Source organism: Oryzophilus luti (genome assembly GCF_059726245.1).
In genome coordinates this window covers 1836913-1863667 of the sequence record NZ_AP040874.1, presented here as the reverse complement: position 1 = coordinate 1863667, position 26755 = coordinate 1836913, and the positions used below count along the sequence as shown (strand labels likewise).

Below are 26755 nucleotides of genomic sequence, written 5' to 3'. Positions count from 1 at the left end.
CAGGTCTCCTCAGTGCGCCAGAATATCCGCGAGCAACAGCGGGTCCACGTTGCCGCCGCTGACTACCGCGATGGTTGCGCGGCTTTGCGGCAACTCCGCACGATGATACAGCCAGGCGGCAAAGGTGACGGCTCCACTCGGCTCCGGCACCACGCGCGCGCCCAGCGCCATGGTGCGGACGGCACGGCGAATCTCATCTTCAGAGACGGTTACAACGCCGTCAAGGTAGCGGCGCAGGTGCTCGAAATTCAGCGGGCCAATGCTCTGCGTGCGCAGGCCGTCGGCCAGCGTGCTGCTGGCGCGCTCGGCGCTGATGGCGACGATGTGGCCTTCGCGCAGGCTCTGCTCTGCGTCGTTGGCCAGCTCGGGCTCCACGCCAATCACCTTGGCTTTGGAGCCGGCGAGCTTGAGCGCCGCCGCCACGCCGCTCGAAAGACCGCCGCCGCCGATGGGCACCAGCACAAGGTCGGTTTGCGGAAGGTCGGCGTGAATCTCCAACCCCAGCGTGCCCTGCCCGGCGATGATCTGCAGGTCGTTATAGGGCGGAATGATGACGTAGCCGTGCTCGGCGGAAAGCTCCTCAGCCTTTACGCGGCGCTCGTCGCTGCCGGGGCCGACCAGCGCGATCTCCGCACCCAACGCGGCCGTGGCTTCCATCTTCACCTTGGGCGCGGTGCGCGGCATCACGATGACCGCTTTGCACCCAAGCGCGCGCGCCGCATAAGCAACGCCCTGCGCGTGGTTGCCGCTTGAATAGGTAATGACGCCGCGTGAGCGTTCGGCCTCCGAAAGCTGCGCGACCTTGTTGTATGCGCCGCGGATTTTGAAGGCGCCAATCGGCTGGAAGCACTCGGGCTTCAGGTAGAGCTGCTCTCCGGTAACGCCCTCTCCGGCGGCGGCGAAGTAGCGCACCAGCGGCGTGCGCACTGCAACGGGCGCAATGCGCGCGGCAGCCTGCTGAATTTCGGCGAGCGAAACGAGTTGTGGTTCAGAAGCAGAGGTGGACACGCGCGACTCCGCGAAATGAGATGCCAATAGCTTAACGCGGAGTGCGGGCAAGATTCGAGTGGCATGTCGGCGTCCCAGGTTCGCCGCGCCGAACGCATGCGTGCCGAACCCGGGACACGCGGAAGCGATCAGATTTCCAGTATCACCGGCATGATGAGCGGGCGGCGCTGGGTGTTCTTGTTGATGAAGCGCTTGAGGTCCTGGCGAATTTTTTCCTTCATCAGGCCGTAGTCGCTCATCTCTTCCTTGCTTGAGTGCTCGATGGTGGTGAGCACGGTCTGGCGCGCGGACTCAAGGAATTCGCGGTCGTCCTCGGGTGCTCCGGCAAAGCCGCGCATCACAATCTCCGGTGCGCTCTCCACCTGTCCGGTGAGCTTGTTGAGTGCGATGATGGGCAGCACAAAGCCGTCTTCGCTCAGGTGGCGGCGGTCGCGGATGATGAGGTCTTCGACCACGTCGCCGTGCGAGCCGCTATCGATGCAGATGCGGCCGACGGGCGCCTGACCGGCCTTGCGCGCGCCCAGCTCGTCAAACTCCAGAATGTCGCCGCTCTCGATCATGATGACGTTGCCGACCACGCCCTTCATGCTGGCAGCAATTTCGGCGTGGCGCTTGAGCTGGCGGTATTCGCCGTGGATGGGGATGAAATAGTGCGGCCGCACCAGGTTGATGAGCAGCTTGAGCTCTTCCTGGCTGGCGTGTCCGCTGACGTGCACAGGCGGCTGCGAGCCGTCCTGGTAGATGACCTCCGCGCCGCGCCGGTAGAGGTGGTCCATCACGCGGTAGATGGCCTTCTCATTGCCGGGGATGATGCGCGAGCTGAGCACGACGGTGTCGCCGGACTCGATCTTGGCGTGCTTGTGGCCTTCCACGGCCGCGCGCGAGAGCGCCGACATCGGCTCGCCCTGCGTGCCGCTGATCAGCACCAGCGTCTGAGACGGCGGCAGTTCCTTGATCTGGCCCGGGTTGATCAGCCAGCCGTCAGGAATCTCTATGTAGCCAAGGTCCTGCGCAATCTCGGTGGATTCAACAATCGAGCGGCCGATGATGGCGATCTTGCGTCCGTACTGCACGGCCAGCTCGGTGGCCAGCTTGATGCGATGGATCGACGACGAGAAGGTGGAGATGAACAGGCGGCGGCGCGTGTGCGCAAAAATGTCTTCAAAGCGCGGACGCACGGCGCGCTCGCTGGGCGTGTAGCCGGGGCGGTCAACGTTGGTCGAATCCTGCAGCAGCGCCAGCACGCCCTCCTTGCCGTACTCGGCAAAGGTGTGCAGGTCAAAGAGCCGGTTGTCGGTCGGCGTCGGGTCCACCTTGAAGTCGCCGGTGTGGATGAGGACGCCGAGCGGCGTGTGGATCGCCAGCGAAACCGCGTCGACAATGCTGTGCGTGACCTGGATGGGATTGATGGTGAACGGGCCGATTTTGACGCGTTCGCCCGGATGCAGGTCGATGAGTTCGGCGTCGTCGAGCAGGTCGTGCTCTTCGAGCTTGCCCTCCACCAGCGAGAGCGTGAACTCGGTGCCGTAGACGGGGATGTTCATCTCCGAGAGCAGCCACGGCACGCTGCCGATGTGGTCTTCGTGACCGTGCGTCAGGATGAGGGCGCGCACGTGCTTACGGTTCTCGATGAGGTAGGCGAGGTCGGGCACCACAACGTCGACGCCGAGCAGCTCGCCCTCGGGAAACATCATTCCGGCATCAATCACAATGATGTCGTCGTTCCAGCGAATGGCCATGCAGTTCATGCCGAATTCGCCGAGTCCGCCGAGAGGCACAATTTGTAGCTTTCCAGCAGGCATAACAAACGATGCTAGCACAGCAGTGCCACCCGGCTCAGTGAGGCGATGGGAGAGCGGCGCGGCGTGTCCTACAATGCAGGAGAGGACTTGGCAGAAAACCATGGCCGGAGACAACGGAAACGGGAAGGGCTGGCTGCGTCAGCAGGCGGAAACCGCCTTGCGCGCGGCACTGCTGCGAGCCTACGAGCAGGTGCGCGTGGATCAGGACATTTTCCTGATGGAACTGCGCAGTGGCTACGGGCTGCCCGTCACCAGCTATGAAGGCATCTTCAACCTGCCGGTGGAGGCCCTGGACCAGATTGCCGAGCGCGAAATCCGCGCGGCCATGAAGTTTGCCGCCGCCGAGGCCGCCGGCTTCGACCTGGGTGGCATTGCCGGGCTGGTGCCGGATATGGGCGTGCTCGCCGTGCTGACCATGCGTACCATCCAGAAGCTGAGCCTGATCTACGGCTTTGAGTACAACACCGACGACGAGGTGGCCGAGCTGTGGATTGCCGCCGCCACTGCCGCCGGGGCCGACATCACCAAGGACCTGATTGAGAAGCGCATTCTCAAGGCGTTTGTGCAGAAGGTGAGCACGCGCATTGCACAGCGCATCAGCGCCGAGTTTGCCGAAAAGTTTGCCGCCCGCGTGCTGCCGCTGGTCAGCTCCGCCGTGGGCGCGGTGATGAACTGGTACTTCGTGCGAGCCTGGGGGCGCCGCGCCGTCGGACACTTCCGCCTGCGTCACCTGGCCGAGCGCCAGCGCCGTGCCGCCGTGGCCGCAGCGGCGTCTCAGGTTTATCAGTTGCCGGCATCGGAGATTGAACCGTAATCCGGAACGTTCGCGGTCGTGTAGGTTCCGAACAGCAGATCCTTCGCTGCGCTCAGGATGACGCTCGTGAAAGGACCGCGCACGGTGATTGCGGGGCAATGCTCGTGGTATGAAGTTGGTTCCAGTCTCTAATCCCTAGCCCCTATTCGCTAACCCCTGTCCCCTGCATCTCAAAGTCTCCCTCCCATCGTGCGATGACCACGGTGGCGAGGCAGTTGCCGAGCACGTTGATTGAGGTGCGGCCCATGTCGAGCAACTGGTCGATGCCGAGCAGCAGGAAGACCGGTTCGGTGGGCAGGCCAAAGCTGCCGACCGTGCCGAGCAGGATGACCAGCGCCGCCCGTGAGACTCCGGCCACACCCTTGCTGGTCAGCATGAGCGTGAGCATCAGAAGAATTTGCTGGCTGAGCGGCATGTGGATGCCTGCCACCTGCGCGACGAAGATCGAGGCCAGGGCCAGGTAGAGCGTGCTGCCGTCGAGGTTGAAGCTGTAGCCGGTGGGCATCACGAAGGCCACCACCTGCCGCGGCACGCCGAGCTTCTCCATGGCTTCCATGGCGCGGGGCAGCGCGGCTTCACTGTTGGCGGTGGCGAAGGCGATGGAGAACGGTTCGAAGGCCGCCTTGGCAAAGCGGCGCAGCGGCACGCGGGCCATCAGCGCGATGGGCACCAGCACGCAGCCAACAAACAAAATGAGTGCGACGTAGAGAGTGGCCAGCAGTTTGGCCAGCGAGCCAAGCACGCCGAGGCCCGTGCTGCCGACCGTGTATGCAATGGCCGCTCCGGCGCCGAACGGGGCAAACAGCATGACGATGTTGGTGAACTTGAACATCGTCTCCGTCAGGCTCTCCACAAAGCTGAGCATCGGGCGGCGTTTGGCTTCCGGCACCATGGCCAGCGCAATGCCGAACAGCACGGCGAAGACGACAACCTGCAGCACCTGTCCGTCGGCAATCGACTTGGCGATGTTCTCGGGGAAGACGTGCAGCAGTGCATCGGCGAGGGTGAGCTTGGTGGCCGCCAGTTGCTCGCCCGGCGCCGCAGGCAGGTTGACGCCGACGCCCGCGCGCGACAGGTTGATGGCCGCCAGCCCGATGACGAGCGCGAAGGTTGTCACCAGTTCAAAGTAGATGATGGCCTTGACGCCCATGCGCCCGACCTTCTTCAAGTCGGCGTGGCTGGCAATGCCGCTCACCAGCGTGGCAAACAGCAGCGGCGCAATGATGGTTTTGATGAGGCGCAGGAAGATGGTGGAGACGATGCGCAGACTGACCGCCGCGGCTGGCGCGTCGTGTCCGAGTTCGGCCCCGGCCACCATGAAGACCAGAATCCAGGTGGTGAGCGAGCGGCGCGCAAAGCCGTAGACGAACAGCGCGGCCACGGCCATCCAGCGCAGCGTCAGCAGCAGCGCCACGGGCGCGTGCGCGAGCCACGCGGCGGCGGCAACGGCATACAACACGGCGGCAATCAGCAGGGAAGCCTTCTTCATCGCGTCATTCGCGTCGCGGAACTCAGCGCAGCAGGTCCTCCAACTCCACGCCGCGGTCGGTCTTCTCGTCGCGGTACTTGATGATGACGGGCGTGTAGACGGAGAGGCCCCACTCGGCGGCCTTGCCCTTGGTGATGGCGCGCGCGCCGGCCACAACCACCGCACCTTCGGGCACCACCAGCGGCTGCTCGGCGGTGGCGCGGTAGATCTCGCCGCGCACGGTGTCAAACAGCGGGGTGGAGCGCGTGAGGATCACGCCGGAGCCAAGCACGGCGCGGCGCAACACCTGCGTGCCCTCGTAGATGCCGCAGTTGCCGCCCACCAGCACGTCGTCTTCAATGACGACCGGCGTGGCGTTCACCGGCTCCAGCACGCCGCCGACCTGCGCGGCCGCGCTCAGGTGCACGCGCTTGCCAATCTGCGCGCAACTGCCAACCAGCGCGTGCGAATCGACCATGGTGCCTTCGTCGACGTAGGCGCCGACGTTGATGTACATGGGCGGCATGCAGATGACGCCGGGCGCAACGTAGGCGCCTTCGCGGGCGGTGGAGCCGCCGGGCACCACGCGCACGCCATCTCCGGCGGAGAAGCGGCGCGCCGGGTAGGTCGATTTATCGACGAATGTGAATATGTTGCTGGCGTCGCTGGCGGCGGGCATGGGCACCATGTCGCCCAGGCGGAAGCCGAGCAGAATGCCTTCCTTGACCCAGGCGTTGGCCTGCCAGCGGCCGTCGATCTTTTCAGCAGCGCGGATTTCGCCGCGCGTCAGGGTCGCGCGGAATGCCTCGAAGGTTGCGAGCGCCTCGGGCTCCTTGCGGGCGTCGGCGCCGAGCGCGAACAGGCGTTGAATTTCAGCTTGAAGTGAATGCATTTCGCCGCAGTATATAGCAGATTGGAGCCATGCGTTTCATTGCAATCCACGCAGGGTTGGAAAAATCGCCATACCAGTTCGCAGGCTCGTGCGCAAATAACAACTCCCGGCGCGTGGCCGGGAGTCATTGAAACCGGATTCTTCCTTCGGGTTATGCCTTGCCGATCTCGCGTCCGGCTGGCACGGCAACCATCTCGCGCAACAGGCCACACTCGTAGAGCACTTTTTCGAGCTTGGCGCGGGTGTCGGTCTTCATCGAAACCATGGGCAGGCGATAGTTCTCGCCAATGCGGCCCATCATGGCCAGCGCGGCCTTCACCGGCATCGGGTTGGCCTCGATGAAGTTGGTCTGCATCAGCGGCAGGAATTTGCGATGGATTTTTCGTGCGGTGGCCCAGTCATTGGCCAGTGCAGCGCGCGCCATCGCAGCCATTTCCTTCGGAATCTCATTGGCTGCGACGCTGATGATGCCCGCGCCGCCGAGCGAGATGACCGGCAATGTCACCGCGTCGTCTCCGCTGAAGACCAGGAAGTCTTCCGGCACGGCGTTGATGACGTTGGCGATCTGGCTCAGGTTGCCGCTGGCTTCCTTCACGGCCTTGATGTTCGGAATCTCCGCGAGGCGCGCGAGCGTGGCCGGCTCAATGTTTACGCCGGTGCGGCCTGGCACGTTGTAGAGCACCAGCGGCTTGTCCACGGCTTCGGCAATGGCCTTGAAATGCTGGTACTGGCCTTCCTGCGTCGGCTTGTTGTAGTAGGGCGAGGCGGTCAGGATGGCGTCAACGCCCTTGATGCCCGCAACGGTCTTCGCTTTCTCCACGGCGTCGGCTGTGGAGTTGCTGCTGGCTCCGGCGACGATGGGCACGCGCCCGGCAACGACTTCAATGGTGATGTTGATGACCCTCAGCCACTCGTCGTGCGTCAGCGTCGGGGTTTCGCCGGTGGTGCCGCAGGGAACCAGAAAGTCGATCTTCGATTCCACCTGCCAGGCCACGAGCGAGCGCAGCGCGGCCTCGTCGAGCGAGCCGTCATTGCGGAAAGGGGTGACGATTGCGGTGCCACATCCACGCAGATTCATGCCAACCTCATTGCAAAACTATGCTGCGCTATTTTACACGCGATGCGGCAAAACGTGCCGCTTTGAGCGGGTGCGGACAGCGCAGAAGAAAGCCCCGGCCGGAGCGCGGGGCTGACTGAAAAACTACATCGGCCTAGAGCTGCTCGAAGATCTCGCGGAACTCGTAAAAGCCCTTCTTGCCTGCGACCCACTCGGCGGCGCGGACGGCACCTTCGGCAAAGCCGCGGCGGTTCTTCGCGTCGTGTGTCAGCAGAATGCTGTCGGCGGGCGAATCGAGCATGACGACGTGCAGGCCCACGGTTTCACCCTCGCGGATGCTGGTGATCTCCAGCGTCTGGCCGCTGGCGTCCTTCAGAATGTTCTGCAGCGAGACGGCCGTGCCCGAGGGCGCGTCTTTCTTGTGCACGTGGTGGCGCTCCATGATGTTGCCGCTGTAGCCGTGCTTGAGCGCCAAGGCCGCCGCCTGCACAATCTTGAAAAAGACGTTCACGCCAATGGAGAAGTTTGAACCCCAGACAAGTCCCGTGTTGTTGGCGGCTACCCACTCCTTCACTTCCGGAATGTGGTCATACCAGCCGGTGGTGCCGATGACGAGGTTGGCCCCGGCGGCCGAGGCGGCCTTGATGTTGGCCAGCACCGCGTGCGGCGTGGTGAAGTCGATGACGGCGTCAACGCCCGCAAGGCGTTCGCGCGTCAGGCCCGCGCCATCGATGTTTTCGGCCTCTTCCAGAATCGTGACCTGATGGCCGCGCTCGCGCGCAATTTCCGCAACCAGTGAGCCGGTCTTGCCGGCACCGCAAAGAACGAAGTTCATAGGGTCTCCGTGCCCGCTAGTCGAAAACGTTCGGGTCCGGGTTGGTGAAGAACTGTTTGTGCAGGCGGCGCACGGCCTCGGGTACATCGCGTTCGTCGATGACGAAGGTGATGTTGATCTCCGACGCGCCCTGCGAAATCATGCGCACGTTGATGTCTTCCAGCGCGGTAAAGACCTTGGCGGCGATGCCCGGCGTCTCGCGAATGTTTTCGCCAACCAGGCAGACGATGGCCTTGCGGCCTTCGTACTTCACGTCCGCAATCTTGTCGAGGTCGGCGGCAACCGCCGGAATTGCCTCGTTGGAATCCACCGTCAGCGAGACGCTGACTTCGGAAGTGGAAACCACATCGACGGCCGCACCGTGGCGGTCAAAGACCTCGAAGATGGCCTTGAGAAATCCGTGCGCGCCGAGCATGCGCGTGGCCACCACGTCCACGATGGTGATGCGCTGCTTGGCGGCAATGGCCATGAAGGTTGATTTCGTCTTGGGAGCGCGGGCCACAATCTGCGTGCCCTCGCACTTCGGGTTTTTCGAGTTCAGCACCCAGACGGGGATGTTCTTGCGCACGGCGGGCAGCACGGTTGCCGGGTGCAGCACCTTGGCGCCGAAGTAGGCAAGCTCCGCCGCCTCTTCAAAGCTGATGACCTTGATGCGGTGCGCGTCCGGGCAGATGCGCGGGTCGGTCGTCAGCATGCCGTCCACATCGGTCCATATCTCGATGGCCTCGGCGTTGAGCGCGGCCCCGAACAGCGCGGCGCTGAAGTCCGATCCGCCGCGTCCGATGGTGGTCTGCACGCCTTCCTTGGTGGCGCCGATGAAGCCTCCGAGCACGGGCACCTTGCCGCGCTCCACCAGAGGCTTCAGGATTTCGGCGGAGCGCAGGTCGATCTCGTCGATCTGCGGAACGGCCTTGCCGTGCTGGTTGTCGGTGATCATCACCTGACGCGCGTCGACCACAAGTGCGTCAAGCCCGCGCGCGGCAAACGCCGCGGCGCAGACCTTCGAGTTCAGCCGCTCGCCGTAGCTGACGACCATGTCGGCCGTGCGCGGAGAAAGTTCGCCCACGGCGGAAATGCCGCGCAGCAGGTCGTCCAGCTTATCGAACTCGCGCTGCAGGTCCTCGTGCAGCGGGGTAAAGCTGGCGGAGCCGAGCAGCTCGCTGGTGGTGGTGTAGTGGCGCTCGCGGAGTTGTGCGCTGATCTCCAGCGCCTTGTTCAAATCCCCCGCGCCGGCGGCCTTGCCCGTGGCAATCAGCGCGTCAGTCACCTTGGACATGGCGCTGACGACTACGACCGGATGCTTCGCGAGCCGGGTTTTGACGATCGCGCAGGCGCGGTCAATGGCGGGCGCGTCCATCACGGACGTGCCGCCGAACTTCATCACAATCATCCCAGGTATCCTTGCGCTTTCAGCAGCTCGGCATTGAAGATGGCTGCGCCGGCGGCGCCGCGAATCGTGTTGTGCGAGAGCAGCGTGAACTTCCAGTCGAAGATGGTGCACGGCCGCAGACGTCCGCAGGTGGTCGTCATGCCCTTGCCGCGGTCCACGTCAAAGCGCGGCTGCGGACGATCGGGGCGGTCGTCGTAGAAGATGGGCTGCTTCGGTGCCGAGGGCAGCTCCTGCACCAGTTCGCTGCCGCGGAACTCGTTCCAGGCGGCAATGATCTTCTCCGGCGTGGCCTTCTTCTTCAGTTTGATGCTGACCGACTCGGTGTGGCCATCCTCGACGGGCACACGGTTGCAGTGCGCACTCAGCGGGAAGGGCACCATCTCGATCTGCCGGGTCTTCAGCTTGCCCAGCAGTTTGCCCGCCTCTTCCTCCATCTTTTCTTCCTCGTTCTTGATGTAGGGGACGACGTTGCCGAGAATGTCGAGCGAGGCGACGCCGGGATAGCCCGCGCCGCTGACCGCCTGCATGGTGGTGACAAAGCAGGCCTCCACGCCGAACGCCTTGTGTAGCGGGGCCAGCGCCACGGCCAGGCCCATCACCGAGCAGTTCGAGTTGGTGACCATGAAGCCGCCCGAATCCCTGCGCCACACCTGCGTGTCAATCAGCTTCATGTGCTCCGGGTTCACCTCGGGGATGACCAGCGGCACGTTGGGGTGCATGCGGAAGGCCGAGGAGTTGGAGATGACGGCGCAGCCGGCCTCGGCAAAACGCGGTTCGAGTTCACGCGCGATGTCGGAGTCGAGTGCGGCAAAGATGACTTTCGGCGCTCCCTGCGGCTCGGCGGCAGAGAGCACCATCTTGGCGATCTTGGTCGGCAGCGGCGTCTTCATGCGCCACTTGGCGGCTTCCGCGTAGGGGCGTCCGTAGCTGCGCTCGGAGGCCGCCACCCACGCAATCTCGAACCAGGGATGGTTCTCGAGCAACTGGATGAAGCGCTGGCCCACCATTCCGGTGGCGCCAAGAATTCCGACAGGGATCTTCGTCTTCGCCATGGGGTTTCGTTCCTTCATGCGGGCGTACGCACTTCGCGCCCTCTGCGACTGAATTTTCACTTTTATACCATTGTTTGCCGTGCGCCGGCGCACCGAGGGGCGTTGCGAGCTACTCGCGAACTACCTCGGTCCCATTTTCAGGGATGAGGATGCGCTGCACCTTGTGATCGGCATTCATCCACATTTCCCAGGTGGGGCCCTCGGTTTCCAGCGTGAAGTGGTCCAGCAGGAGTGCCTTGCCGTTCACCTGCGTGGCTTCGCGTCCCTTGTACTCAATGGTGGAGACGGCAGAAAGCTGCTGGCGAGGCAGCACGGACCCGTATTTCACCTTGCCAAGCGCACATTTGCCGTCCTGCGCCCGGCAATTCTCGCCAAGGTAGCGCCACACCAGGATCTCGCGATGGGAGAAGAAGTAATCGTCCAGCACAACCGTGGCGTTGGAGAGCAGAAAGCTCTGTTCGATGGTTTTGCCATCGGTTCCGGTCAACTGCTCAACCAGCATCTCGTCTTTCGGCTCCAGTATGACGGAAGACTTTTCCGGGGAGCTTTGGCGCCACTCGTAACGAACAATGTTGCCGGCCGGGCCGAGCCGCAGCTCCGCTGTCTGCACAATCTTGCGGCCCTTCTCTTCGCTCCGCAATTCGCTGGAGGTCAGGCTGCCACCCGGAAGCTGGCGGATGGTGAAGCTCTCGGTGGCCACCCGGCTGCCGTTGACGATAACGGCGTAGGTTCCCTGGTCAACCACAGTCTGCTGCCCGGGCTTCTCCTTGTCTTTCTTGCCGGCAACAAGCGGCAGGGAGACAAACAACACAAGCAACAGGATCGACAGGCGCAGGCGAGCGTTCACGGCTCCTCCAGAAAACAGATAAGGGTGGCAATGCAAGCCCATCATAGTACGAACCGGGCGGTTGGCTGTGTACCAGGCGGTTGCCCAGCGCCTGCGGCCGGCAGGAGCGAAGCTCCGTTACCCGCCCAGCGCCCGCGGTGTCTATTGTGTGCGGTGGCGAGAGGGGACGGTCAGCAGCATGACCTGCTGGGCCACCGATTCAACCGAGCAGCCATCGGTGGGAACAGTGATATCGGCGTGCTGGTATGCCTGGCGACGTTCCTCGTAAAGCTGGCGAAAGCGCTGCTGGTCGGCGGCCAGCGGTCGCTTGGCTCCGCCGAGCGCGCAACGGCGCTGCAATTCGTCCACTGAGGCATCCAGAAACACGATGGTGACCGGGGCCGTGCGCAGCAATTCCTCGTTGCCGAACTGCACAAACGCACCGCCACCGAGCGCAAGCACGCCCGGCGTGGGGTCGGTGTCAAACAGAAGCGCGCGCAGTTGCGCGGTTTCAAGGCGGCGAAATTCGTTCTCGCCCTCGAACTTGAAGATTTCGGAAATGGGGCGGCCGGTGGCTCGCACAATCTCCTCGTCCAGATCGGTGAAGGTGGTGCCCATGATGCGAGCCAGCTCCCGGCCTACGCTGGATTTTCCCGCGCCCATGAAGCCGACCAGCACGATCATCGGAGGACCCTCTTTGTGTTCACTCACGGCGAAAAGTTCCTGCCATACATCCATCATTGCAAAACCTAGCGTGCCCATTCGGACGCGAACAATTCCATGGTAAGCGACAGCCGCAGCATCGGGAAGAGGCCCCTGCCCAAGCGGGTTCCATCAGGGAACGCCAGGCATGAGACTTCCGTGCCCGGCAATGGGGTGCCCGCTGGTGACCTTTTGCGGGTGACGATCGTGCTAGTGCCCGGCGCGGATGGTCTCCAGGCCATGTCCGTGCGGGCCGACCTCGCGCTGGCGCAGCAGCAGTGCAAAGACAAATCCGACAATGCCCATGCCGGTCAGGATCCACAACATGCCAAGGTAGCCAGCCGGGTTGCTCTCGCTGGCATGACCGGCGTCATTGGCCGCACCGAGTACCCAGTTCATGCCCGCCATGCCGAAGTTCTGCACCATCGTCATCAGGCCCAGTGCGGTGCCCAGCGTGCGGGCTTCCACAATGTAGGCCACCGACGGCCAGATAATGGCTGGCACCAGCGTGAAGGCGAAACCGAGAATCGCCATGGGAACCGTCAGCGAGACGTGCGTGTAGGCCATCAGCAGGAAGACCGGAATCAGCAGCACGGTGCCGAGCACCATGATGGTGGCGCGGCGGCCCATCTTGTCGCTGAACAGGCCCACGATCGGCGTGCCGATCATGGTGAAGGTGGTCAGCACGCTCAGCAATGCGCCTCCGCTCTGCAGCGTGGCGCCGTGCGCGTGCACAAAGTACTTCACTGCGAAAGTTTCAAACGGGAAGATGGCGGAGTAGAAGACGACGCACAGTCCCACCAGGTACCAGTAGGAGACGCCGAAATTCTTTACGTCGGCAAGCACGATCTTGTCCTGCTCTCCGGCGGTGCCCAGCAGCTTCCTGCGCTCGGCCACCACTTCCAGCCAGTAGTAGGCTACGGGGCCGACCACGCAGAGCGTGACAAAGCAGACGCCGATCCACCAGGGCTTCTGCCAGGAGTCATACGCCCACTGCGCCCAGCTTGGCGAGTTCTGCGCCATCCAGGTTCCGCCGCGCGCGATCATCAGGTTGATGCCGAGCGCGAAGCTCAGTTCCTTGCCCTTGAACCACTTGGCCACCGCCGTGGTGATGGCGACGATGAGTGACTCGGCGCCCATGCCGAAGACCATGCGCCCCAGTGCCATGATCCAGACCTGCGGGCTGCTGGCGGTGATGACCGCGCCGATCATGCACAGCGCGCCGAAGATCAGCATGGAGCGCCGGGTGCCGATGAGGTCGATGATGATGCCGCCGATGACGACAGTGAAGAACGGCGCAATCGAGTAGGCCGTGTTCAGCAGGCCGATGTTGCTGTCGGTGAAGTGCAACTGGTCCTGCAGCAGCTTCGCCAGCGGCTCGAGCGCGTCATAAAAATAGTAGTTGCCGAACATCGCCAGGCTTACCCAGATGAGCACGATCCAGCGATAGAGCTTGCTGGGCTCGGCGGGGGCGGAAATCGGCATGGTCTGATCGTCTGCCATCGGTGTCCTCGGTGTGGAGCGGGGGTGCGTCAACAGCAATGTAACAGATTGGCCCGGGCACCACACGCAGTGGCGCTGCGGCATGCGAGTAGGACTGCGGCGCTCAAAGCCGTGCATGAGCGGCGAATTTATTAGACAATGGAAGTAAGTTTCTGCTGACTTTCAGCACCCGTTCATTCCAAGGCTGACCCGAGTGATGAGGAGCGCATTGCGAACCCTGTTTCTGTGGCTGACGACCCTGCTGCTGGCAGGCTGCCTATGGGCGGCCGAGCCGGCCGAACCCGCACCTGCCAAGACCGCCGGCACCGACGTCATCATCTTTGCCAACGGTGACCAGCTTACCGGCTCGTTCCTGCGCGCCGTGGGCGACAGTGTGACGTTCCATAGCGACGTGGTGGGAGACGTGACCGTGCCGTGGGCGAAGGTGCGTGAGCTGCGCTCGTCCAAGGAATTTGCCGTGGTGGCCAAGCAGGCGAAGGTCAACCGTCGCGCCCCCATGCAGAGCGTTCCGCACGGCGCGATTACGGTGGCTGAGGACAAGATCCGCATACACGCCGACGCTGAGCCGCAGCCGGAGCCAATCCCGATCAAGAGCGCCATGGAGGTTCTCGATACCTCGGTCTTTACGCGCGAGTTCGGCCGCCGACCGGGCATCTTCAACGCCTGGAAGGGAAGCCTGACCGCCGGTGGCACGCTGGTGCAGGCCACGCAGGAAACGCGCACGTTCAATGGCGGCATTTCGCTGGTGAGGGCCATTCCCACGGTGCCGTATCTGCAGGCTCGCAACAAGACCAGCATCAGCTTCAGCGGTTCGTACGGCAAGGTGACGGAGTCGGGCGTTACCTCGGCCAAGACGTCGATTTTCCACGCCGCCGCCGAGCGCGACCAGTACTTCTCCACGCGGTTCTACGTGCTGGCGCAGACGGCCTTCGATCACAACTATTCGCAGTCACTCGATTTGCAGCAGATTTACGGCGGCGGTCTCGGCTGGACCATCCTCAGCAATGCCCGGCAGCAGCTCGACGTGAAGGCCACCCTGCAGTATGAAAAGCAGCAGTTTGCCAACGCCAGTGCTGGCACCAATCAGGACCTGATCGGCTCCACCTACACCACCGCCTACCGCACGCGGCTGCCGCACAGTTGGACGCTCAACCAGCAGATCAGCTACATTCCGGCCTACAACAACACGCGCGCCTACTCGGTGACGGAAACCAACAGCCTGGTGGTGCCGTTCTACAAGCGCCTGAGCCTCAGCGTTGGCACCTTGGACACCTACCTGAACGACCCTGCGGTGACCGATCCGCCAACCAAGCGCAACTCGTTCCAGTTCACCACCGGCCTCACCTATACATTGAAATAAGAAAAGCGGGCGCGCAGCCCGCTTTTCTTGCGTGTTCAGAACCTGTGCGCCTATCCGCGCACAATGCGCGCCAGCACAATCAGCGAGCCAACGTGGCGTTGCGTGTGCTCCGCCAGGTGGACCAGCAGTCCGCCGAGCGTGGTGGGCAGCCGCTTGCGTCCCACCGCTCGCGGAGCCTCAAGATCACTGCCGATGAAAGCCCGCATGCGCTGCTCGGCGTCATCCATGGCCGCGCGGAATTCGCGCAGAATCTCCGCGCCGGTCGGGCGGGTTTCGGCTTCCGACTTCAGCGCCGCATGCTGGGTCGCGCTCAACTCGCGCGCCTCGGCGTAGGAGAGCAGCCGGTCCATGCTCTGCGCAATGTGGCGCACGTGGAAGGCCGCGCTCGGCAGATGGTGCGGCTGCGCATGCCACTGCGCGTCGGTAAAGGTGGCGCACCAGCGCTCCACGTCCTCACGCGCCTGCGCCAACGCATGCAACACGGCGCGGTGCACGGCGGGCACGTCGGTCAGCGTGCCGCGCAGCCAGGGTTCAATATCATTGGATTTTGCAGGGATTGCCGTTTCACTCATCAATGGTTCGCTCCGTGCCCCGGCCACGGCGGCGCTCAGGCGAACACACTCTCCTCGTACGTGTCGTAGACTTCGCGCAGCGCCTGGCAGATCTCGCCCACCGTGGCGTAAGCGCGCACGGCCTCGAGAATCAGGGGCATGGTATTGGATTCGGAAAGCGTGCCATTGGTCGCAGCCACCGGCTCCTGCGCGGCTGCGCGCTTGAGCGCATCCAGCCTGCGGCGGACTTCGTCGTTGTCGCGCCGTGAGCGCAGCGCGCGCAGCTTCGCCGTCTGGTGCCCGGTCACCGAGTCGCTGATCTGAAGGATTTCCGGCGGCTGCTCCTCCACGTTGTAGCCGTTCACGCCGACGATGATCTTCTCGCCGGCCTCGACCGCGCGCTGGTACTGGTAGCTGGCCTCGGCAATCTCCTTCTGCGGGTAGCCGAGTTCGATGGCTTTCACCATGCCGCCCATGCCGTCCAGCTTGTTGAAGTACTCGCGCGCACCCTGCTCCATGTCACACGTCAGCCGCTCCACAAAATAGGAACCCGCCAGCGGGTCGATGGTGTTGGCCACGCCGCTCTCACAGGCGATGATCTGCTGCGTGCGCAGCGCAATGCGTGCGGCCTCCTCGGTCGGCAGCGCCAGCGCCTCGTCAAAGCCGTCCGTATGCAAGGACTGTGTTCCGCCCAGTACGGCGGCCAGCGCCTGCAACGCCACGCGGGCAATGTTGTTCTGCGGTTGCTGCGCGGTCAGAGAAACTCCGGCGGTCTGCGAGTGGAAGCGCAGCAGCCAACTGCGCTCGTTGCGTGCGCCAAAGCGCTCCTTCATCAGCGTGTACCAGAGCTTGCGCGCGGCTCGGTACTTGGCAATCTCCTCGAAGAAGTCATTGTGCGCGTTGAAGAAGAAACTCAGCCGCGGAGCAAACTCATCCACGTCAAGCCCGCGGCGGCGCGCCCACTCCACGTACTCCACGCCGTCATAGAGCGTGAACGCCAGCTCCTGCAGCGCGGTCGAGCCGGCCTCTCGGATGTGGTAGCCGGAGATGCTGATGGTGTTGAAGCGCGGCGTGCGGCGCGAGCCGAATTCGAAGGTGTCCACCACCAGTCGCATGCTCGGCGCGGGCGGGTAGATGTACTCCTTCTGCGCGATGTACTCCTTCAGAATGTCGTTCTGGATGGTGCCGCTGATCTTCTGCCAGTCGGCGCCCTGCTTTTCCGCCACTACCAGATACATGGCCCACAGCACGCTCGCCGGAGAGTTGATGGTCATGGAAACCGTCGTTTTCTCTAGGTCAATTCCGCGGAAGAGAATCTCCATGTCCTCGAGTGAGTCAATGGCGACGCCGCATTTGCCGACCTCTCCGGCGCTGAACGGATGATCGCTGTCATAGCCCATCAGCGTGGGCAGGTCAAAGGCAACGCTCAACCCTCCGCCGCCGTGCGCGAGCAGGTACTTGTAGCGCTGGTTGGTCTCCTCGGGCGAGGCGAAGCCGGAGAACTGTCGCATCGTCCAGAGCTTGCCCCGATAGCCCGTGGCGTGGATGCCGCGCGTGTAGGGCGGCTCGCCCGGATAGCCGAGGTAGTCTTCATAGCTCCACCCGGCAGGCAGGTCGGCAGGCGTGTAGAGCCGCCGCACGGTGCGGTTGCTGATGGTGGAGAAGCGTGCCGTACCGCCCGCGGTCTGGTTGGTGCCGGTGGCGGCTCCGATGGGGCGCTCGGGCTGCCGCGCCAATGTCTCCGCCAAAGTGCCGTTCGTCCAGCGGCGCTCACTCTCCGGCGCCGTGCGCGAGGCGGCTTCCTCGGCGGCGTCCTTCCATGCCGCGTGGTTCGGCGGCTCCGCAGTCGCATTTGGTTGGATGGAATCCGGCTGCTGCCCGATCGGATGGTGCCCGGCCTTTGCCATGACGTCTCCTTCGGCCGTCTGCCCACGGCCGTTACCGCCCCAATGTTGATCGTCGTGCAGAGAGTGTTCTACGCGCGAGCCTCCCCACGAAGCGCACGCGACCGCATAGCTTATGTGAAGTGAGGGAGTGTGTAAAGGGGAGGGAGCGAGAGGAAGCAACCGGCAAAAAGAAAAGGCGCGGCCAAAGTGGTCGCGCCTGTCAAAACGAACGTTCGCGTCTTAGACGAAGACTTCGCCGGGGAGCCGGGAGAGCGTGCGCGAGGCGAGCGTGTTCTTGTGCTCGATTCGCGGAGCCTTGCCAGCGGTGCGGCGCTTCATACGAAGCTTGAGCACGCGTTCCATGTGGTTCAGCTCCAGCACCTCGGCGCCGGAAACTAGCGTGGTGGCCTTGCCGCGGCGTCCTGCGCGGCCGGTGCGGCCTACGCGATGGATGAAGTCCTCGGGAACCTGCGGCAGGTCGTAGTTGATCACGTGCGCCACGCTGCTCACGTCGATGCCGCGAGCGGCGATGTCGGTGGCAACCAGCACCTGGTACTGGCCTTCATCGAAGCCGGCCAGCGCCTTGACGCGCTGCGACTGCGAACGGTCACCGTGAATCATGGCCACCGAGAAGCCGTCGCGCACCAGCGCCTTGGTCAGCCGCTCGGTGCCGCGCTTGGTGCGGGCAAACACGAGCGTCGGGCCTTTTTCTTCGTACAGCAGCTCGCGCAGGGCGTCGGGCTTCTGCATGGCTGGAATTTCGTAGGCCATCAGGTCCACGTTTTCCGTGGGTTTGCTGGTGGAGCCGAGCGCGACGCGCACCGGGTTGTCCAGCAGGTCGTTCATCAGGCCGACCACCGAGCGCTCCAGCGTAGCGGAGAAGCACATGGTCTGGCGTTCCTGCGGCAGCGCCTGCGTAATCTGGCGCAGTGCCGGAAGGAAGCCCATGTCCAGCATGCGGTCGGATTCATCCAGCACCAGCGTGTGAATCTTCGACAGATTCACCATGCGGCGGTGGAGGAAGTCCACCAGACGGCCCGGCGTTGCCACCACCAGGCGCGACTTCTTCAGCGACTGCAACTGGCGGCGCTCAGGCACGCCACCGATGACGGCTGCCGCGTGCGGCAGCTTCGCCGGACGGATCTTTTCGTACTCATCGGCAACCTGCAACGCCAGCTCGCGCGTCGGAACCAGCACGAGAGCCTCCAGGCCCTTGGCCGGAGTGTCCAGCAGCCGTTCAATCAACGGGATCAGGAAGGCCAGCGTCTTGCCGGTGCCGGTCTGTGCCGTGGCCAGAACGTCACGGTCTTCAAGAGCGGGCGGAATGGCCGCTTCCTGCACAGGGGTAGGGGTTACAAACTTCGCGTCCGCCAGCTTTTTCTGCACGGCGGCGGACAAGGACAGGTCACTAAACTTCAACATGTATGGTTCGCTCTCTCAGAGGGCGTCTTGGCGACGCGCACTCGAAGTGCGATTCGCATGAAACTCAGGAAGCCACTCACTTTTGATTGTTCTTGATTCGAGGGAATGCTAGAAGGCGGGATTCTGGCCACGCTGGCCGGAGCTACGCTCAACTGGTTCACCCAACATCAATTCGTTGGATGCAGTGTACCACTGTTTGGTGCAATTCTTCTAATCGGGCGCTTCCCGGCTATTAGCCAGAAGGATACTTAGCGCTGTTTTCGCTCCGCATCCCAGGCCTTTGAGTACTTCAGGCTGGAGTACACGGCGTGGTACAGATGCCACAGCAGACCCTCGCGTCCGTCAAGGAAGCCAAGGCGAAGGAAATAGTCGTAGACAAAGCGCAAGGCCGGGGCCACCACTCCGTTCAGCACCACGCGGCGCGCCTTGACGGGCTTTACCAGAGTGGCGCCAATGCTGCTGTAGCGGTTCTGGTGCTCCATGAAGTCGTCAAGGTTGTGGTAGGCCCAGTGGATGAGGTCGCCGCTGGCGTGGGCCGTGGGGCCGTCAAAGTGGATGCTCTCGTGCACCGGACGGTCTTCAAAGAATGCATTTCCACGTCGCACCAGCCGCACCTTGGGGTCCGGGTAGAGGCCCGCGCGGTGGATCCAGCGGCCCAGAAACATGAGCCTGCGGTTGACGATGATGGCGTCGACCGTGGCGTTTTCGGCCGTCTGCCGGATGGTGGCCGCCAGCTCCGGGCTGACCTCCTCATCGGCGTCGAGCGAGAGCACCCAGTCGCCCGTGCACTGCTGCATGGAAAAGTTCTTCTGCCCGGCAAATCCGCGCCACGGCTCATGCAGCGTGCGCACCTTTTCGCCGAACGAGCGCGCAATCTCCAGCGTGCGGTCGGTGGAGCCGTTGTCGACGATGACCACCTCATCGGCGAAGGGCATCACGCTGGCCAGCGTGCGTTCCAGGTTGGCTTCTTCATTGAACGTAATGATGGCGACCGAGAGCTTCATTCCGAGCCTTGGCGCCCGCAATGCGGCGGGCAGATGTGTGGAACCGGGTGAGTGGCTGCGCCCTCACCGGTTTGCATGGTAGCAGAGTCGGCTGGAAAAAATTCAGGGCCGCCCGTGAGAGAGTTCGGTGCGGCCCATCAACAGGAGTTCTCGGGTTCTCAGGAGGCCGCCGGTCCACGATTGCTCATGCGCGCATCGGCGGTACATACACATAGACGGAGGCACTCTGGAAGGGTAAGCGGAAAATGTGAAGAAATATTTCGCTGATTTTTCCGGCGGGCGAAGACGGAAAAGGCGCGGCCTCGGCCGCGCCTTCCGCGAAACAATTGCCGGTTAGTTCTGCGGCGCCTTCTGCGACTCCGTCGGCGTCACGTCGGTGCGCGGCGCAACGTCCGGCACCTGCGGCGAGTGGGTGACAATGCCGCTGACCGCCTCCGGCATCAGGATGCCCGAACGCTCCAGCGTATAGCCGGTGGCGCGGTCCAGGTCCACGCGGGCCTTCTCGTAGGCCGTGGTGGCGGTGACAACGTTCGACTGCGCCTGCACGTAGGTGTTTTCCATCTGCAGCACCAGGTAGCTGGTGCTGGCGCCGAGTTCATATTTCTTCTGCTCGGCCTCCAGGCTCTCTTTGGCGTAGTCGCGCGCCTTGAGGGCGGCATCAAGCTGCGCACGGCTCTGCTGCAGGGTGTAGGCGGAATTGCGCACGTCGATCATGACGTTGTTCTGCTGCTGCTGGAAGCGCATTTCAGCCTGGCGGTATTCCAGTTCCGAGCGCACCTGGTCGGCCTGCGCCTCGCGGTTGCGGATCGGGATGGAGAGCGTCAACTGCACGCCCTTGTCCGGGTAGGAGCTGTCGAACATCTGTCCAAAGGCGTTGCCGTAGCTGGTGCTGACGCAGTTGGAGCCGCCCAGCGTCGAGGAGCAATCGCCCGACTGGCCCGCGCCCTTGTAGAAGGCGCTCACGTCGACCACGGGCAGCAGCGCCTGGCGCGCGGCCTTCTTGGTGATGGTGCGGTTCTGCAGGTCAAGCCGCGACTGTTCGATCTCGGGGCGGCGCTTCAGGGCGTCGGCCACCAACTGCTGCATATCGCTCACCGGAGGAGCGTCCACAATGCGCATGGTGTCGGTCGGGATAACCGGCGCCGAAGCCAGCGTGGCGTCGCTCATGTTGCGGGTGATGGCGTTCTTCATCAGCAACTGCTGGTACTGAAGATTGGTCTGCGCGTTGATGAGCTGCTGCTGTGCGCTGGCCACCTGAGACTGCGCATGCACAACCTCAATGGGTGCCAGCGTTCCGATTTCAACCTGCTTCTGGTTGTCGGTCAGCGTGCGCTGGGCGTAGCGGACCGCCTCTTCCTGCACCTTCACGTTCTCGTAGGCGTTCACCAGGTCCCAGTAGATGTTCTGGATCTGCACCACGGTGTAGATGATCTGCTGCTGGAACGAACTGTCAGTGATGCGCTTGTTGTTCTTCGCCGTCAGGATGAAGCGACGGTTCATATTCCAGCCCCAGCCCTGCGTCAGGTGCTGGCGCAGCGTCAGCTTCAGCGACGGGGTGTTATAGCGCGAGTAGTTGGAGACGTTGGTGCCGTAGTGCGAATTGTCGAACTCCACGGTCATCTTGGTGCCGCTGGCGAAGCCCTGGTTATAGGCCAGGTTCGCGGTGCCCGTGTTGTAAGACTCGCGGAAGATGCCGAGCTGGTTGTAATACGACGAGCTGATCGGCATGTAGGAGCGCTCCAAGGCGAGCGTGCTGGTCACCGTCGGGTCGAACGGGTCGACCGCCGGACCGATGCCGCTGGTGGAGCTGACAATGCCGCTGGTGCCGGAAGCTGCTCCGCCGGAGCCGGCCGAAGTGCCGCCTGCGCCGGAGCCGCTGCTGCCCGTGCTCATGCCCACGCCACTGCCGCCGGGCGTGCCACTGACCACGCCGGTGGAAACGCCGCGGTTTCCGCCGCCGGCCAGCGTGCGCAGCAGGTCGGTGTCGGCAATGTTCAGGTTGTAGCGCGCAATGGCGATGTCGAGGTTGTTTTCCAGGGCCAGCGCGATGGCGTCATTCAGCGAGAGCATGAGCCGCCCGTTCTGCACAAGCTGGCTGATGCGCGGCGCGTTGCCCAGGTCGGGCGCGGGCACCGTGCGTCCCTGATACGGCCCCACCACACTCAACGCCGAACGTCCCTTGGAGTAATCCGTGGACGTGGCGTTGCGGTTGGGCGAACCGGTGGCCACCTTGGCCTGCGCCGACGGCGCATCCGGCACCGCGCCCTGCGCCAGCACGTTGGAAGAAACCAGGACCAGGAGCGCCGAAAGGCCGATCATCCTGACGCACGAAACCACACCCTGCGAAACTCGCATTCGCTCTTCTCCGCTTGAACTTCGCTGATAGGCCAATTCGCGGAAGCTGTCTCCGGACTGCCGCACTTGTCGCTCGGGGAACCTTGTCCGGATCCATCAACATTGAATCGGCTCTGGAACATGCAACCGAAAACTCAGTCAATCCTTCATACGCAAGCCATGCATCGCCGGTTCCCTCAGGAACGGCAAGAAAACACATTGGCGCTATACGGATGCAGATTGCGCGTGCGGCCCTGCCGCACAACACTCGCGTTGAAGCCTACCACCTGCCCGCTGCGCGGCATGGTCTGCCTGTGTAAAATCTGAGTGCCCCGGCGTTCGCGCCAGCCAGTTTCTGGCCTGCCCGCGCAGCCTGGGATACGATTGAGTATAGCTGAGCGCGCCCGCAACTCGAATGCCTGCAATCACGTGCGTGTGGTTGCGAGTTCCTCGCGCTCCGCAGGAGACCCTTTGCGCAACCTGAAACTCACGCTCTCCTACGATGGTTCAGGCTTCCACGGCTGGCAGGTGCAGCCCGGGCATCCGACCGTGCAGGGCGTGCTCGCCGAGGTGCTCGAAACCCTGACCGGCGAGAAGTTGTTGCCGCAGGGCAGCGGACGCACCGATGCCGGAGTGCACGCGCTGGCGCAGGTGGCCACTTTCCAGACCGCATCGCGCATCCCGCTGGCGAACTTCAAAGTGGTGCTCAATGACCGCCTGCCGCCCGCTATTCGCGTGCTTGCCGTGGACGAGGTGCCGGAGGGCTTCCACGCGCGTCACAGCGCCGTGGGCAAAAGCTACCAATACCGCATCTGGCGCGGAGACCCGGTGCCGCCGTTCCTGCATCGCTACGTTACGCACTATCCGTACCCTCTGGATGAGGCGGCGATGAGCGAGGCCGCCGAACTGGTGGTAGGTGAGCATGACTTCACCTCCTTTGCCGCCGTCGATCCGGACCGCACGCAGCGCATGGCCGAGGCTGCGGCGCGTGCGCCGGAAGCTGAGAGTGCTCCGGCACCAAAGCACGTCGGCAACATTCGCACCATTTACAGCTCACACTTCGACCGCACCGGAGATGAACTGGTCTACCACGTGTGCGGCAACGGCTTCCTGCATCACATGGTCCGAAACCTAGTGGGGACCTTCCTGCTGGTGGGCAAGGGAACGCTTGCGCCCGCCGACATCACGCGCATCCTCGCCGCGCGCGACCGCTCCGCCGCCGGTGCCACCGCTCCCGCCGAAGGGCTGTATCTGGTCAACGTCGAATACCCGGAGCCGTTGGAGTAACACGCGCTCGCGTCGGCCCTTGCCGCCTGCATTCCGTATCTGAACCGAACCGTCTCGCGGCACTTGAAGAACCTTCGGCGGCACAGTAGAGTTTCACCACCCGCGGCGTGGGGCTGCGGGGCTGGCCTCCATTCCTGTACGAAAGAGGTGCGCCATGGCCACCGGGACCGAACTCCATCCGATGCCGAAATCCGAAGCGCGCATGCTGGCGAACTTCAATCCCGCCACCGGCGAACCCATCAGCCAGTACGCCTGCGCCAGTCCGTTTGAGGCGCGCACGGCGGTGGCCCGAGCCCGCGTGGCGCAGGCCGAGTGGGCCGCGCGTCCGGTGCGCGAGCGCGCTGCCGTGCTGCGCCGCTTCTGCAACCTGCTGGTGCGCGATCAGGAGAAAGTCGCCTCCACCGTCACGCGCGAAGCGGGCAAGCCATTGGTGGAGGCCCTGCTCACCGAGGTCATGGTGACGCTCGACGCTGCCCGCTTTGCCGCCGCCAACGCTGCGCGCGTGTTGCGTACGGAGTGGCTGGGGCACTCCAACCCGGTGATGTGGCACAAGCGCACGCGCCTGCACCACGAGCCCTTTGGCGTCATCGGCATCATCTCGCCGTGGAACTACCCATTCTCCATCCCGGCCACCGAGACGGTCGCGGCCCTTGCCTGCGGCAATGCAGTGGTGCTCAAGCCCAGTGAGTTGACGCCGGATTCCGCCGTGCTGCTGGCCGCGCTGCTGCATGAAGCCGGCGTGCCCGAGGACGTGATGCAGGTGGTGCTCGGCTACGGCGAGGTCGGCGCGGCGCTGGTCGCCTCCGGCATCGACAAAGTGATCTTTACCGGCAGCGTGGCCACCGGCCGCCGCGTGGGCGTGGCTGCCGCCGAGCACCTCATCCCATCGGTGCTCGAACTCGGCGGCAAGGATCCCATGCTGGTGCTCGACGACGCCGATGTGGACATTGCCTCCAGCGCCGCCGTCTGGGGCTCCATGATGAATGCCGGGCAAACCTGCATCTCCGTGGAGCGCTGCTACGTGGCGCGGCCCATCTACGCGGAATTCGTTGCGGCCTGCCAGCGCAAGATTGAGGCGCTCAAGGTCGGCCCCGGCTCGGAGCCGGAGAGCGACATGGGGCCGATGATCTCCACCCGTCAGCTTGAAATTGTGGAGGCGCAGGTGGAGGAGGCTCGGGCGCACGGCGCGCAGGTGCTCTGCGGCGGACGCCGTCTGTCTGAAGTTGGCGCGCAGTTCTATGCGCCAACGCTGGTGGTGGAACTGCCAGCAGAGTGCGCCCTGCTGTGCGAGGAGACCTTCGGCCCCGTGTTGCCGGTCATCCCCGTGGGCAGTGACGAGGAGATGGTACAGCGGGCCAACGCCAGCGAGTTCGGCCTGGCCGCCAGCGTCTGGACGCGCAACAGCGCACGCGCCGAGCACCTGGCGCAACGCTTGCAGACCGGCGCGGTGCTCGTCAACGACCTGTTGACGGGCTTCGCCATCGCCGAGGCTCCGCACGGCGGCGTCAAGTTCAGCGGCACCGGACGCACCCACGGCCTCGACGGCCTGCGCGAGATGGTGCGCCCCAAGCTGGTGGATGTGGACGGCACCGCGTGGATGAAGAAGCTGTGGTGGTATCCCTACGGTGCGCGCTTCACCCGGCAGATGTTCGCCTTCAACCAGATGCTGTTTGCGCAGGGCCTCGGGGCGCGTCTGAGCGGCGCTCTGCGCTCTACCGGGGCGCTGCTGCGCAAGCGCCGCTGAAAAGCGGTGGGGCACAGAAGTTGCTAACGCAAAAGCCCCGCCTGCGGCTCAACCGTGTGCGGGGCTGGTTCATTTCGCTTGTCCTGCAGGGCGGCGCTATTTGGGTGACTCTGCAGGCATCGGTTTTTCTGCGGGCAGCGGAATGGCGGGTGCTGCGGCGGGAGCCGTCGCTGTGCTTGTGGTTTCCTGCGTAATCTTTACCTCGATCTTCTGAGGCTCCTTCGGACGTGCTTCCTTTGCACGTGCCGGGCACTCTTCGGACGGGCGGCAGTCCACAGGCGCTGGTGCGCGCGCCGCCAGAGTTGGCAACAGCACCGGCGGCATGGTCTTCGCTACCTGGAACATCACGATCTGCTGTCGTCCGGCATCGTCCTTGTAAGTGATCTCGACAAAATGGTTGCGGCGGCGCTTCTTCAGCAGGCCTACGGCAATGGCCGGAGCCACGCCCAGGTGCACGGCCACCTCGTCGGTGTGCACGCAGCGCGTCACGCGCGCGTACGGAATTTCCAGCTTGCCTCCCAGGTAGCGGAAGACCAGCAACTCGGGGTGTGAGAGGTCGAGCTTGCCGCTGGTATCCGCAGCCAAGGCCGACGCCGTGCCATTCACATAGATGGCGTCATTGCCCTCCAAGGCCAGCGCGGGCAGTGCTGCCAGCAGCATCAATGCCAGGATCGGAATGCTTCTCCGCATACGTCCTCCTTCAGTGTCCTTTGTGCAGAGAGCGTAGGAGAGTTTTAGCCGCAGGTGGCGCCGCCTTGTGACGGTTTGCGAACTGTCACAAGTGCGCGTTCAACCGGCGTCCGTCTCGCGAATCATCTGACAATATCGGCGCAACTCCGTGAGCGAGTCTTCGCTGACGAGCGGGAAGGGAATTGTGAGGCAGTCGCGCGGCACGGCGGTTGCCGTCAGCGAGTCGCACACCACGGCCGCCGCCGACTTGAGTCCGCTGCGCCAGTTGCGGCGACGCGCATCGCGCAGCAGCAGGCTCTCCGGCGCAAAGCCCGCGGCCACAAGCATGGTGTGCGCCTGTTTCAGAAACTCCGGCCAACGCGAGGCCACCGCAACCATCACCTCGCTCGCGACGGGCAGGTACTTCAGCAGGCTCTTGGGAACGGAACAGACCTGTAAGCCAATCAGCTCCGCTTCGGGCGGAAGCGCTGCGCGCACGATTTCGCGACGGCTGGGCAGCGCCACCGGCACGGCACCAAGGCACGTCTCAGGGGCGCTCAATTCCTCCGGCGAGCATCCGCGCACCTCGAACTCTACGGCTCGGCGCAGTTCGTGAATGAGGATGGCGCGCAACTCCGGGTCCGGCTCCACAACAAGAAAGTGGTCGGGCGGTTGCAGGCTGAGCCAGTGCCGTAGTCGCGTGCGAACCTGCGTCAGAGGCGCACCCATCGCTCGCGCGTCGCGGAAAAATCCGGCAATCAGGCCGTCGAGCGCCAGCGCTTGTTGTGCGGAGGCCGTCGGTCTCCGGTCGCACACAAACACGCCGCTGCCTTTGCGGGACTCCACCCAGCCCTGCCGCTCAAGCTCGCGGTAGCCGGTGCTGACCGTGTTGGCGTGGAGGTGAAAGCGCCGCGCCAGTTCGCGCGTGCTCGGCAACCGCTGTCCGGGCTTCAGCTCTCCGCTGACGATCCCCAGCACCACCTGCGTGACGAGTTGTTCGTGGATGGAGACTTCGCTGCTGCGAGCGAACCAGAAGCGCATGCCGCACATTATCCGCCGCCCGCCACGGTGCGCAAAGTCATTTGCGCGGGACCATCGGCCGCCCTTGCGCGGTCCATTTCTGCATCGTGCAGACCGCTTTGCGAGCCG

Annotated in this window: 22 protein-coding genes; 4 read left to right on the top strand and 18 right to left on the bottom strand. The window is 63.9% G+C overall.

Going from position 1 to position 26755, the window contains the following annotated elements; genetic code table 11:
- Positions 1–9 precede the first annotated feature (9 nt).
- Positions 10–1008, bottom strand: a complete 999-nt coding sequence (locus AC6IZO_RS08010) for a threonine ammonia-lyase (RefSeq protein WP_497809752.1) — start codon at positions 1006–1008, stop codon at positions 10–12.
- Positions 1009–1136: 128 nt separating this feature from the next.
- The gene (locus AC6IZO_RS08005; RefSeq protein WP_497809750.1) at positions 1137–2810 is read right to left on the bottom strand and encodes a ribonuclease J; all 1674 of its coding nucleotides are present in this window, start codon (positions 2808–2810) and stop codon (positions 1137–1139) included.
- Positions 2811–2910: 100 nt separating this feature from the next.
- Here AC6IZO_RS08005 and AC6IZO_RS08000 point away from each other — a divergent pair, with 100 nt between their 5' ends.
- Positions 2911–3624 (top strand): EcsC family protein, encoded by a 714-nt coding sequence (locus tag AC6IZO_RS08000; RefSeq protein WP_497809749.1) that lies wholly within the window; start codon positions 2911–2913, stop codon positions 3622–3624.
- Between the two features lie 142 nt (positions 3625–3766).
- On the opposite strand, the gene AC6IZO_RS07995 is transcribed toward AC6IZO_RS08000, so the two are convergent.
- The 9 genes from AC6IZO_RS07995 to AC6IZO_RS07955 all read right to left on the bottom strand — a co-directional run bounded on the left by AC6IZO_RS07995 (position 3767) and on the right by AC6IZO_RS07955 (position 13349).
- On the bottom strand, positions 3767–5113 hold the full coding sequence (locus AC6IZO_RS07995) for a dicarboxylate/amino acid:cation symporter (protein WP_497809747.1): 1347 nt from the start codon (positions 5111–5113) through the stop codon (positions 3767–3769).
- A 22-nt stretch (positions 5114–5135) separates the two neighbouring features.
- Entirely contained in the window at positions 5136–5984 is an 849-nt protein-coding gene (locus tag AC6IZO_RS07990; protein WP_497809745.1) for a 2,3,4,5-tetrahydropyridine-2,6-dicarboxylate N-succinyltransferase, read from the bottom strand.
- Positions 5985–6135: 151 nt separating this feature from the next.
- Positions 6136–7062, bottom strand: coding sequence for a 4-hydroxy-tetrahydrodipicolinate synthase (gene dapA, locus AC6IZO_RS07985; RefSeq protein ID WP_497809743.1), 927 nt, complete (start codon positions 7060–7062; stop codon positions 6136–6138).
- Positions 7063–7195: 133 nt separating this feature from the next.
- On the bottom strand, positions 7196–7876 hold the full coding sequence (gene dapB, locus AC6IZO_RS07980) for a 4-hydroxy-tetrahydrodipicolinate reductase (RefSeq protein ID WP_497809741.1): 681 nt from the start codon (positions 7874–7876) through the stop codon (positions 7196–7198).
- Positions 7877–7892: 16 nt separating this feature from the next.
- Positions 7893–9266 carry a lysine-sensitive aspartokinase 3 gene (gene lysC, locus AC6IZO_RS07975; protein WP_497809740.1) on the bottom strand — a complete coding sequence of 458 codons (1374 nt, stop codon included), beginning with the start codon at positions 9264–9266 and terminating at the stop codon, positions 7893–7895.
- On the bottom strand, positions 9263–10318 hold the full coding sequence (gene asd, locus AC6IZO_RS07970) for an aspartate-semialdehyde dehydrogenase (RefSeq protein ID WP_497809739.1): 1056 nt from the start codon (positions 10316–10318) through the stop codon (positions 9263–9265). Before asd ends, lysC begins: the two co-directional genes overlap by 4 nt.
- Positions 10319–10427: 109 nt before the next feature.
- A complete protein-coding gene (locus tag AC6IZO_RS07965; protein WP_497809737.1) occupies positions 10428–11165 on the bottom strand; it encodes a hypothetical protein in 738 nt (245 codons plus the stop codon).
- A 141-nt stretch (positions 11166–11306) separates the two neighbouring features.
- Entirely contained in the window at positions 11307–11855 is a 549-nt protein-coding gene (locus AC6IZO_RS07960; RefSeq protein WP_497809735.1) for a shikimate kinase, read from the bottom strand.
- Positions 11856–12056: 201 nt separating this feature from the next.
- Positions 12057–13349 carry an MFS transporter gene (locus AC6IZO_RS07955; protein WP_497809733.1) on the bottom strand — a complete coding sequence of 431 codons (1293 nt, stop codon included), beginning with the start codon at positions 13347–13349 and terminating at the stop codon, positions 12057–12059.
- 208 nt (positions 13350–13557) lie between these two features.
- Here AC6IZO_RS07955 and AC6IZO_RS07950 point away from each other — a divergent pair, with 208 nt between their 5' ends.
- The gene (locus AC6IZO_RS07950; protein WP_497809732.1) at positions 13558–14709 is read left to right on the top strand and encodes a DUF481 domain-containing protein; all 1152 of its coding nucleotides are present in this window, start codon (positions 13558–13560) and stop codon (positions 14707–14709) included.
- A gap of 50 nt (positions 14710–14759) precedes the next feature.
- Here the strand turns inward: AC6IZO_RS07950 and AC6IZO_RS07945 are convergent, their stop codons facing one another.
- The 5 genes from AC6IZO_RS07945 to AC6IZO_RS07925 all read right to left on the bottom strand — a co-directional run bounded on the left by AC6IZO_RS07945 (position 14760) and on the right by AC6IZO_RS07925 (position 21927).
- Complete coding sequence (locus AC6IZO_RS07945) at positions 14760–15281, bottom strand: DinB family protein (RefSeq protein WP_497809730.1); 522 nt, start codon at positions 15279–15281, stop codon at positions 14760–14762.
- Between the two features lie 35 nt (positions 15282–15316).
- Positions 15317–17167: an acyl-CoA mutase large subunit family protein gene (locus AC6IZO_RS07940; RefSeq protein ID WP_497809728.1), complete on the bottom strand. Its 1851-nt coding sequence runs from the start codon at positions 17165–17167 to the stop codon at positions 15317–15319.
- Positions 17168–17386: 219 nt separating this feature from the next.
- Positions 17387–18568, bottom strand: coding sequence for a DEAD/DEAH box helicase (locus tag AC6IZO_RS07935; protein ID WP_497809726.1), 1182 nt, complete (start codon positions 18566–18568; stop codon positions 17387–17389).
- Between the two features lie 248 nt (positions 18569–18816).
- Positions 18817–19572, bottom strand: coding sequence for a glycosyltransferase family 2 protein (locus AC6IZO_RS07930; RefSeq protein ID WP_497809724.1), 756 nt, complete (start codon positions 19570–19572; stop codon positions 18817–18819).
- 333 nt (positions 19573–19905) lie between these two features.
- Positions 19906–21927, bottom strand: coding sequence for a TolC family protein (locus AC6IZO_RS07925; RefSeq protein ID WP_497809722.1), 2022 nt, complete (start codon positions 21925–21927; stop codon positions 19906–19908).
- Between the two features lie 450 nt (positions 21928–22377).
- Between AC6IZO_RS07925 and AC6IZO_RS07920 the strand changes: the two genes are divergently transcribed.
- Both AC6IZO_RS07920 and AC6IZO_RS07915 read left to right on the top strand, forming a co-directional pair.
- Positions 22378–23193, top strand: a complete 816-nt coding sequence (locus AC6IZO_RS07920) for a tRNA pseudouridine synthase A (protein WP_497809720.1) — start codon at positions 22378–22380, stop codon at positions 23191–23193.
- A 154-nt stretch (positions 23194–23347) separates the two neighbouring features.
- Complete coding sequence (locus AC6IZO_RS07915; RefSeq protein ID WP_497809718.1) at positions 23348–24937, top strand: aldehyde dehydrogenase family protein; 1590 nt, start codon at positions 23348–23350, stop codon at positions 24935–24937.
- A gap of 96 nt (positions 24938–25033) precedes the next feature.
- On the opposite strand, the gene AC6IZO_RS07910 is transcribed toward AC6IZO_RS07915, so the two are convergent.
- Complete coding sequence (locus AC6IZO_RS07910; RefSeq protein WP_497809716.1) at positions 25034–25627, bottom strand: hypothetical protein; 594 nt, start codon at positions 25625–25627, stop codon at positions 25034–25036.
- 99 nt (positions 25628–25726) lie between these two features.
- Positions 25727–26647 (bottom strand): GntR family transcriptional regulator, encoded by a 921-nt coding sequence (locus tag AC6IZO_RS07905; RefSeq protein WP_497809715.1) that lies wholly within the window; start codon positions 26645–26647, stop codon positions 25727–25729.
- Positions 26648–26755 lie beyond the last annotated feature (108 nt).

Coding starts and splice junctions, on each gene's coding strand:
- AC6IZO_RS08005 (WP_497809750.1), bottom strand. CDS start 2,810: ATGCCTGCTGGAAAGCTACAAATTGTGCCTCTCGGCGGACTCGGCGAA.
- AC6IZO_RS08000 (WP_497809749.1), top strand. CDS start 2,911: ATGGCCGGAGACAACGGAAACGGGAAGGGCTGGCTGCGTCAGCAGGCG.
- AC6IZO_RS07995 (WP_497809747.1), bottom strand. CDS start 5,113: ATGAAGAAGGCTTCCCTGCTGATTGCCGCCGTGTTGTATGCCGTTGCC.
- AC6IZO_RS07990 (WP_497809745.1), bottom strand. CDS start 5,984: ATGCATTCACTTCAAGCTGAAATTCAACGCCTGTTCGCGCTCGGCGCC.
- dapA (WP_497809743.1), bottom strand. CDS start 7,062: ATGAATCTGCGTGGATGTGGCACCGCAATCGTCACCCCTTTCCGCAAT.
- dapB (WP_497809741.1), bottom strand. CDS start 7,876: ATGAACTTCGTTCTTTGCGGTGCCGGCAAGACCGGCTCACTGGTTGCG.
- lysC (WP_497809740.1), bottom strand. CDS start 9,266: ATGATTGTGATGAAGTTCGGCGGCACGTCCGTGATGGACGCGCCCGCC.
- asd (WP_497809739.1), bottom strand. CDS start 10,318: ATGGCGAAGACGAAGATCCCTGTCGGAATTCTTGGCGCCACCGGAATG.
- AC6IZO_RS07955 (WP_497809733.1), bottom strand. CDS start 13,349: ATGGCAGACGATCAGACCATGCCGATTTCCGCCCCCGCCGAGCCCAGC.
- AC6IZO_RS07945 (WP_497809730.1), bottom strand. CDS start 15,281: ATGAGTGAAACGGCAATCCCTGCAAAATCCAATGATATTGAACCCTGG.
- AC6IZO_RS07940 (WP_497809728.1), bottom strand. CDS start 17,167: ATGGCAAAGGCCGGGCACCATCCGATCGGGCAGCAGCCGGATTCCATC.
- AC6IZO_RS07935 (WP_497809726.1), bottom strand. CDS start 18,568: ATGTTGAAGTTTAGTGACCTGTCCTTGTCCGCCGCCGTGCAGAAAAAG.
- AC6IZO_RS07930 (WP_497809724.1), bottom strand. CDS start 19,572: ATGAAGCTCTCGGTCGCCATCATTACGTTCAATGAAGAAGCCAACCTG.
- AC6IZO_RS07925 (WP_497809722.1), bottom strand. CDS start 21,927: ATGCGAGTTTCGCAGGGTGTGGTTTCGTGCGTCAGGATGATCGGCCTT.
- AC6IZO_RS07915 (WP_497809718.1), top strand. CDS start 23,348: ATGGCCACCGGGACCGAACTCCATCCGATGCCGAAATCCGAAGCGCGC.
- AC6IZO_RS07910 (WP_497809716.1), bottom strand. CDS start 25,627: ATGCGGAGAAGCATTCCGATCCTGGCATTGATGCTGCTGGCAGCACTG.
- AC6IZO_RS07905 (WP_497809715.1), bottom strand. CDS start 26,647: ATGCGCTTCTGGTTCGCTCGCAGCAGCGAAGTCTCCATCCACGAACAA.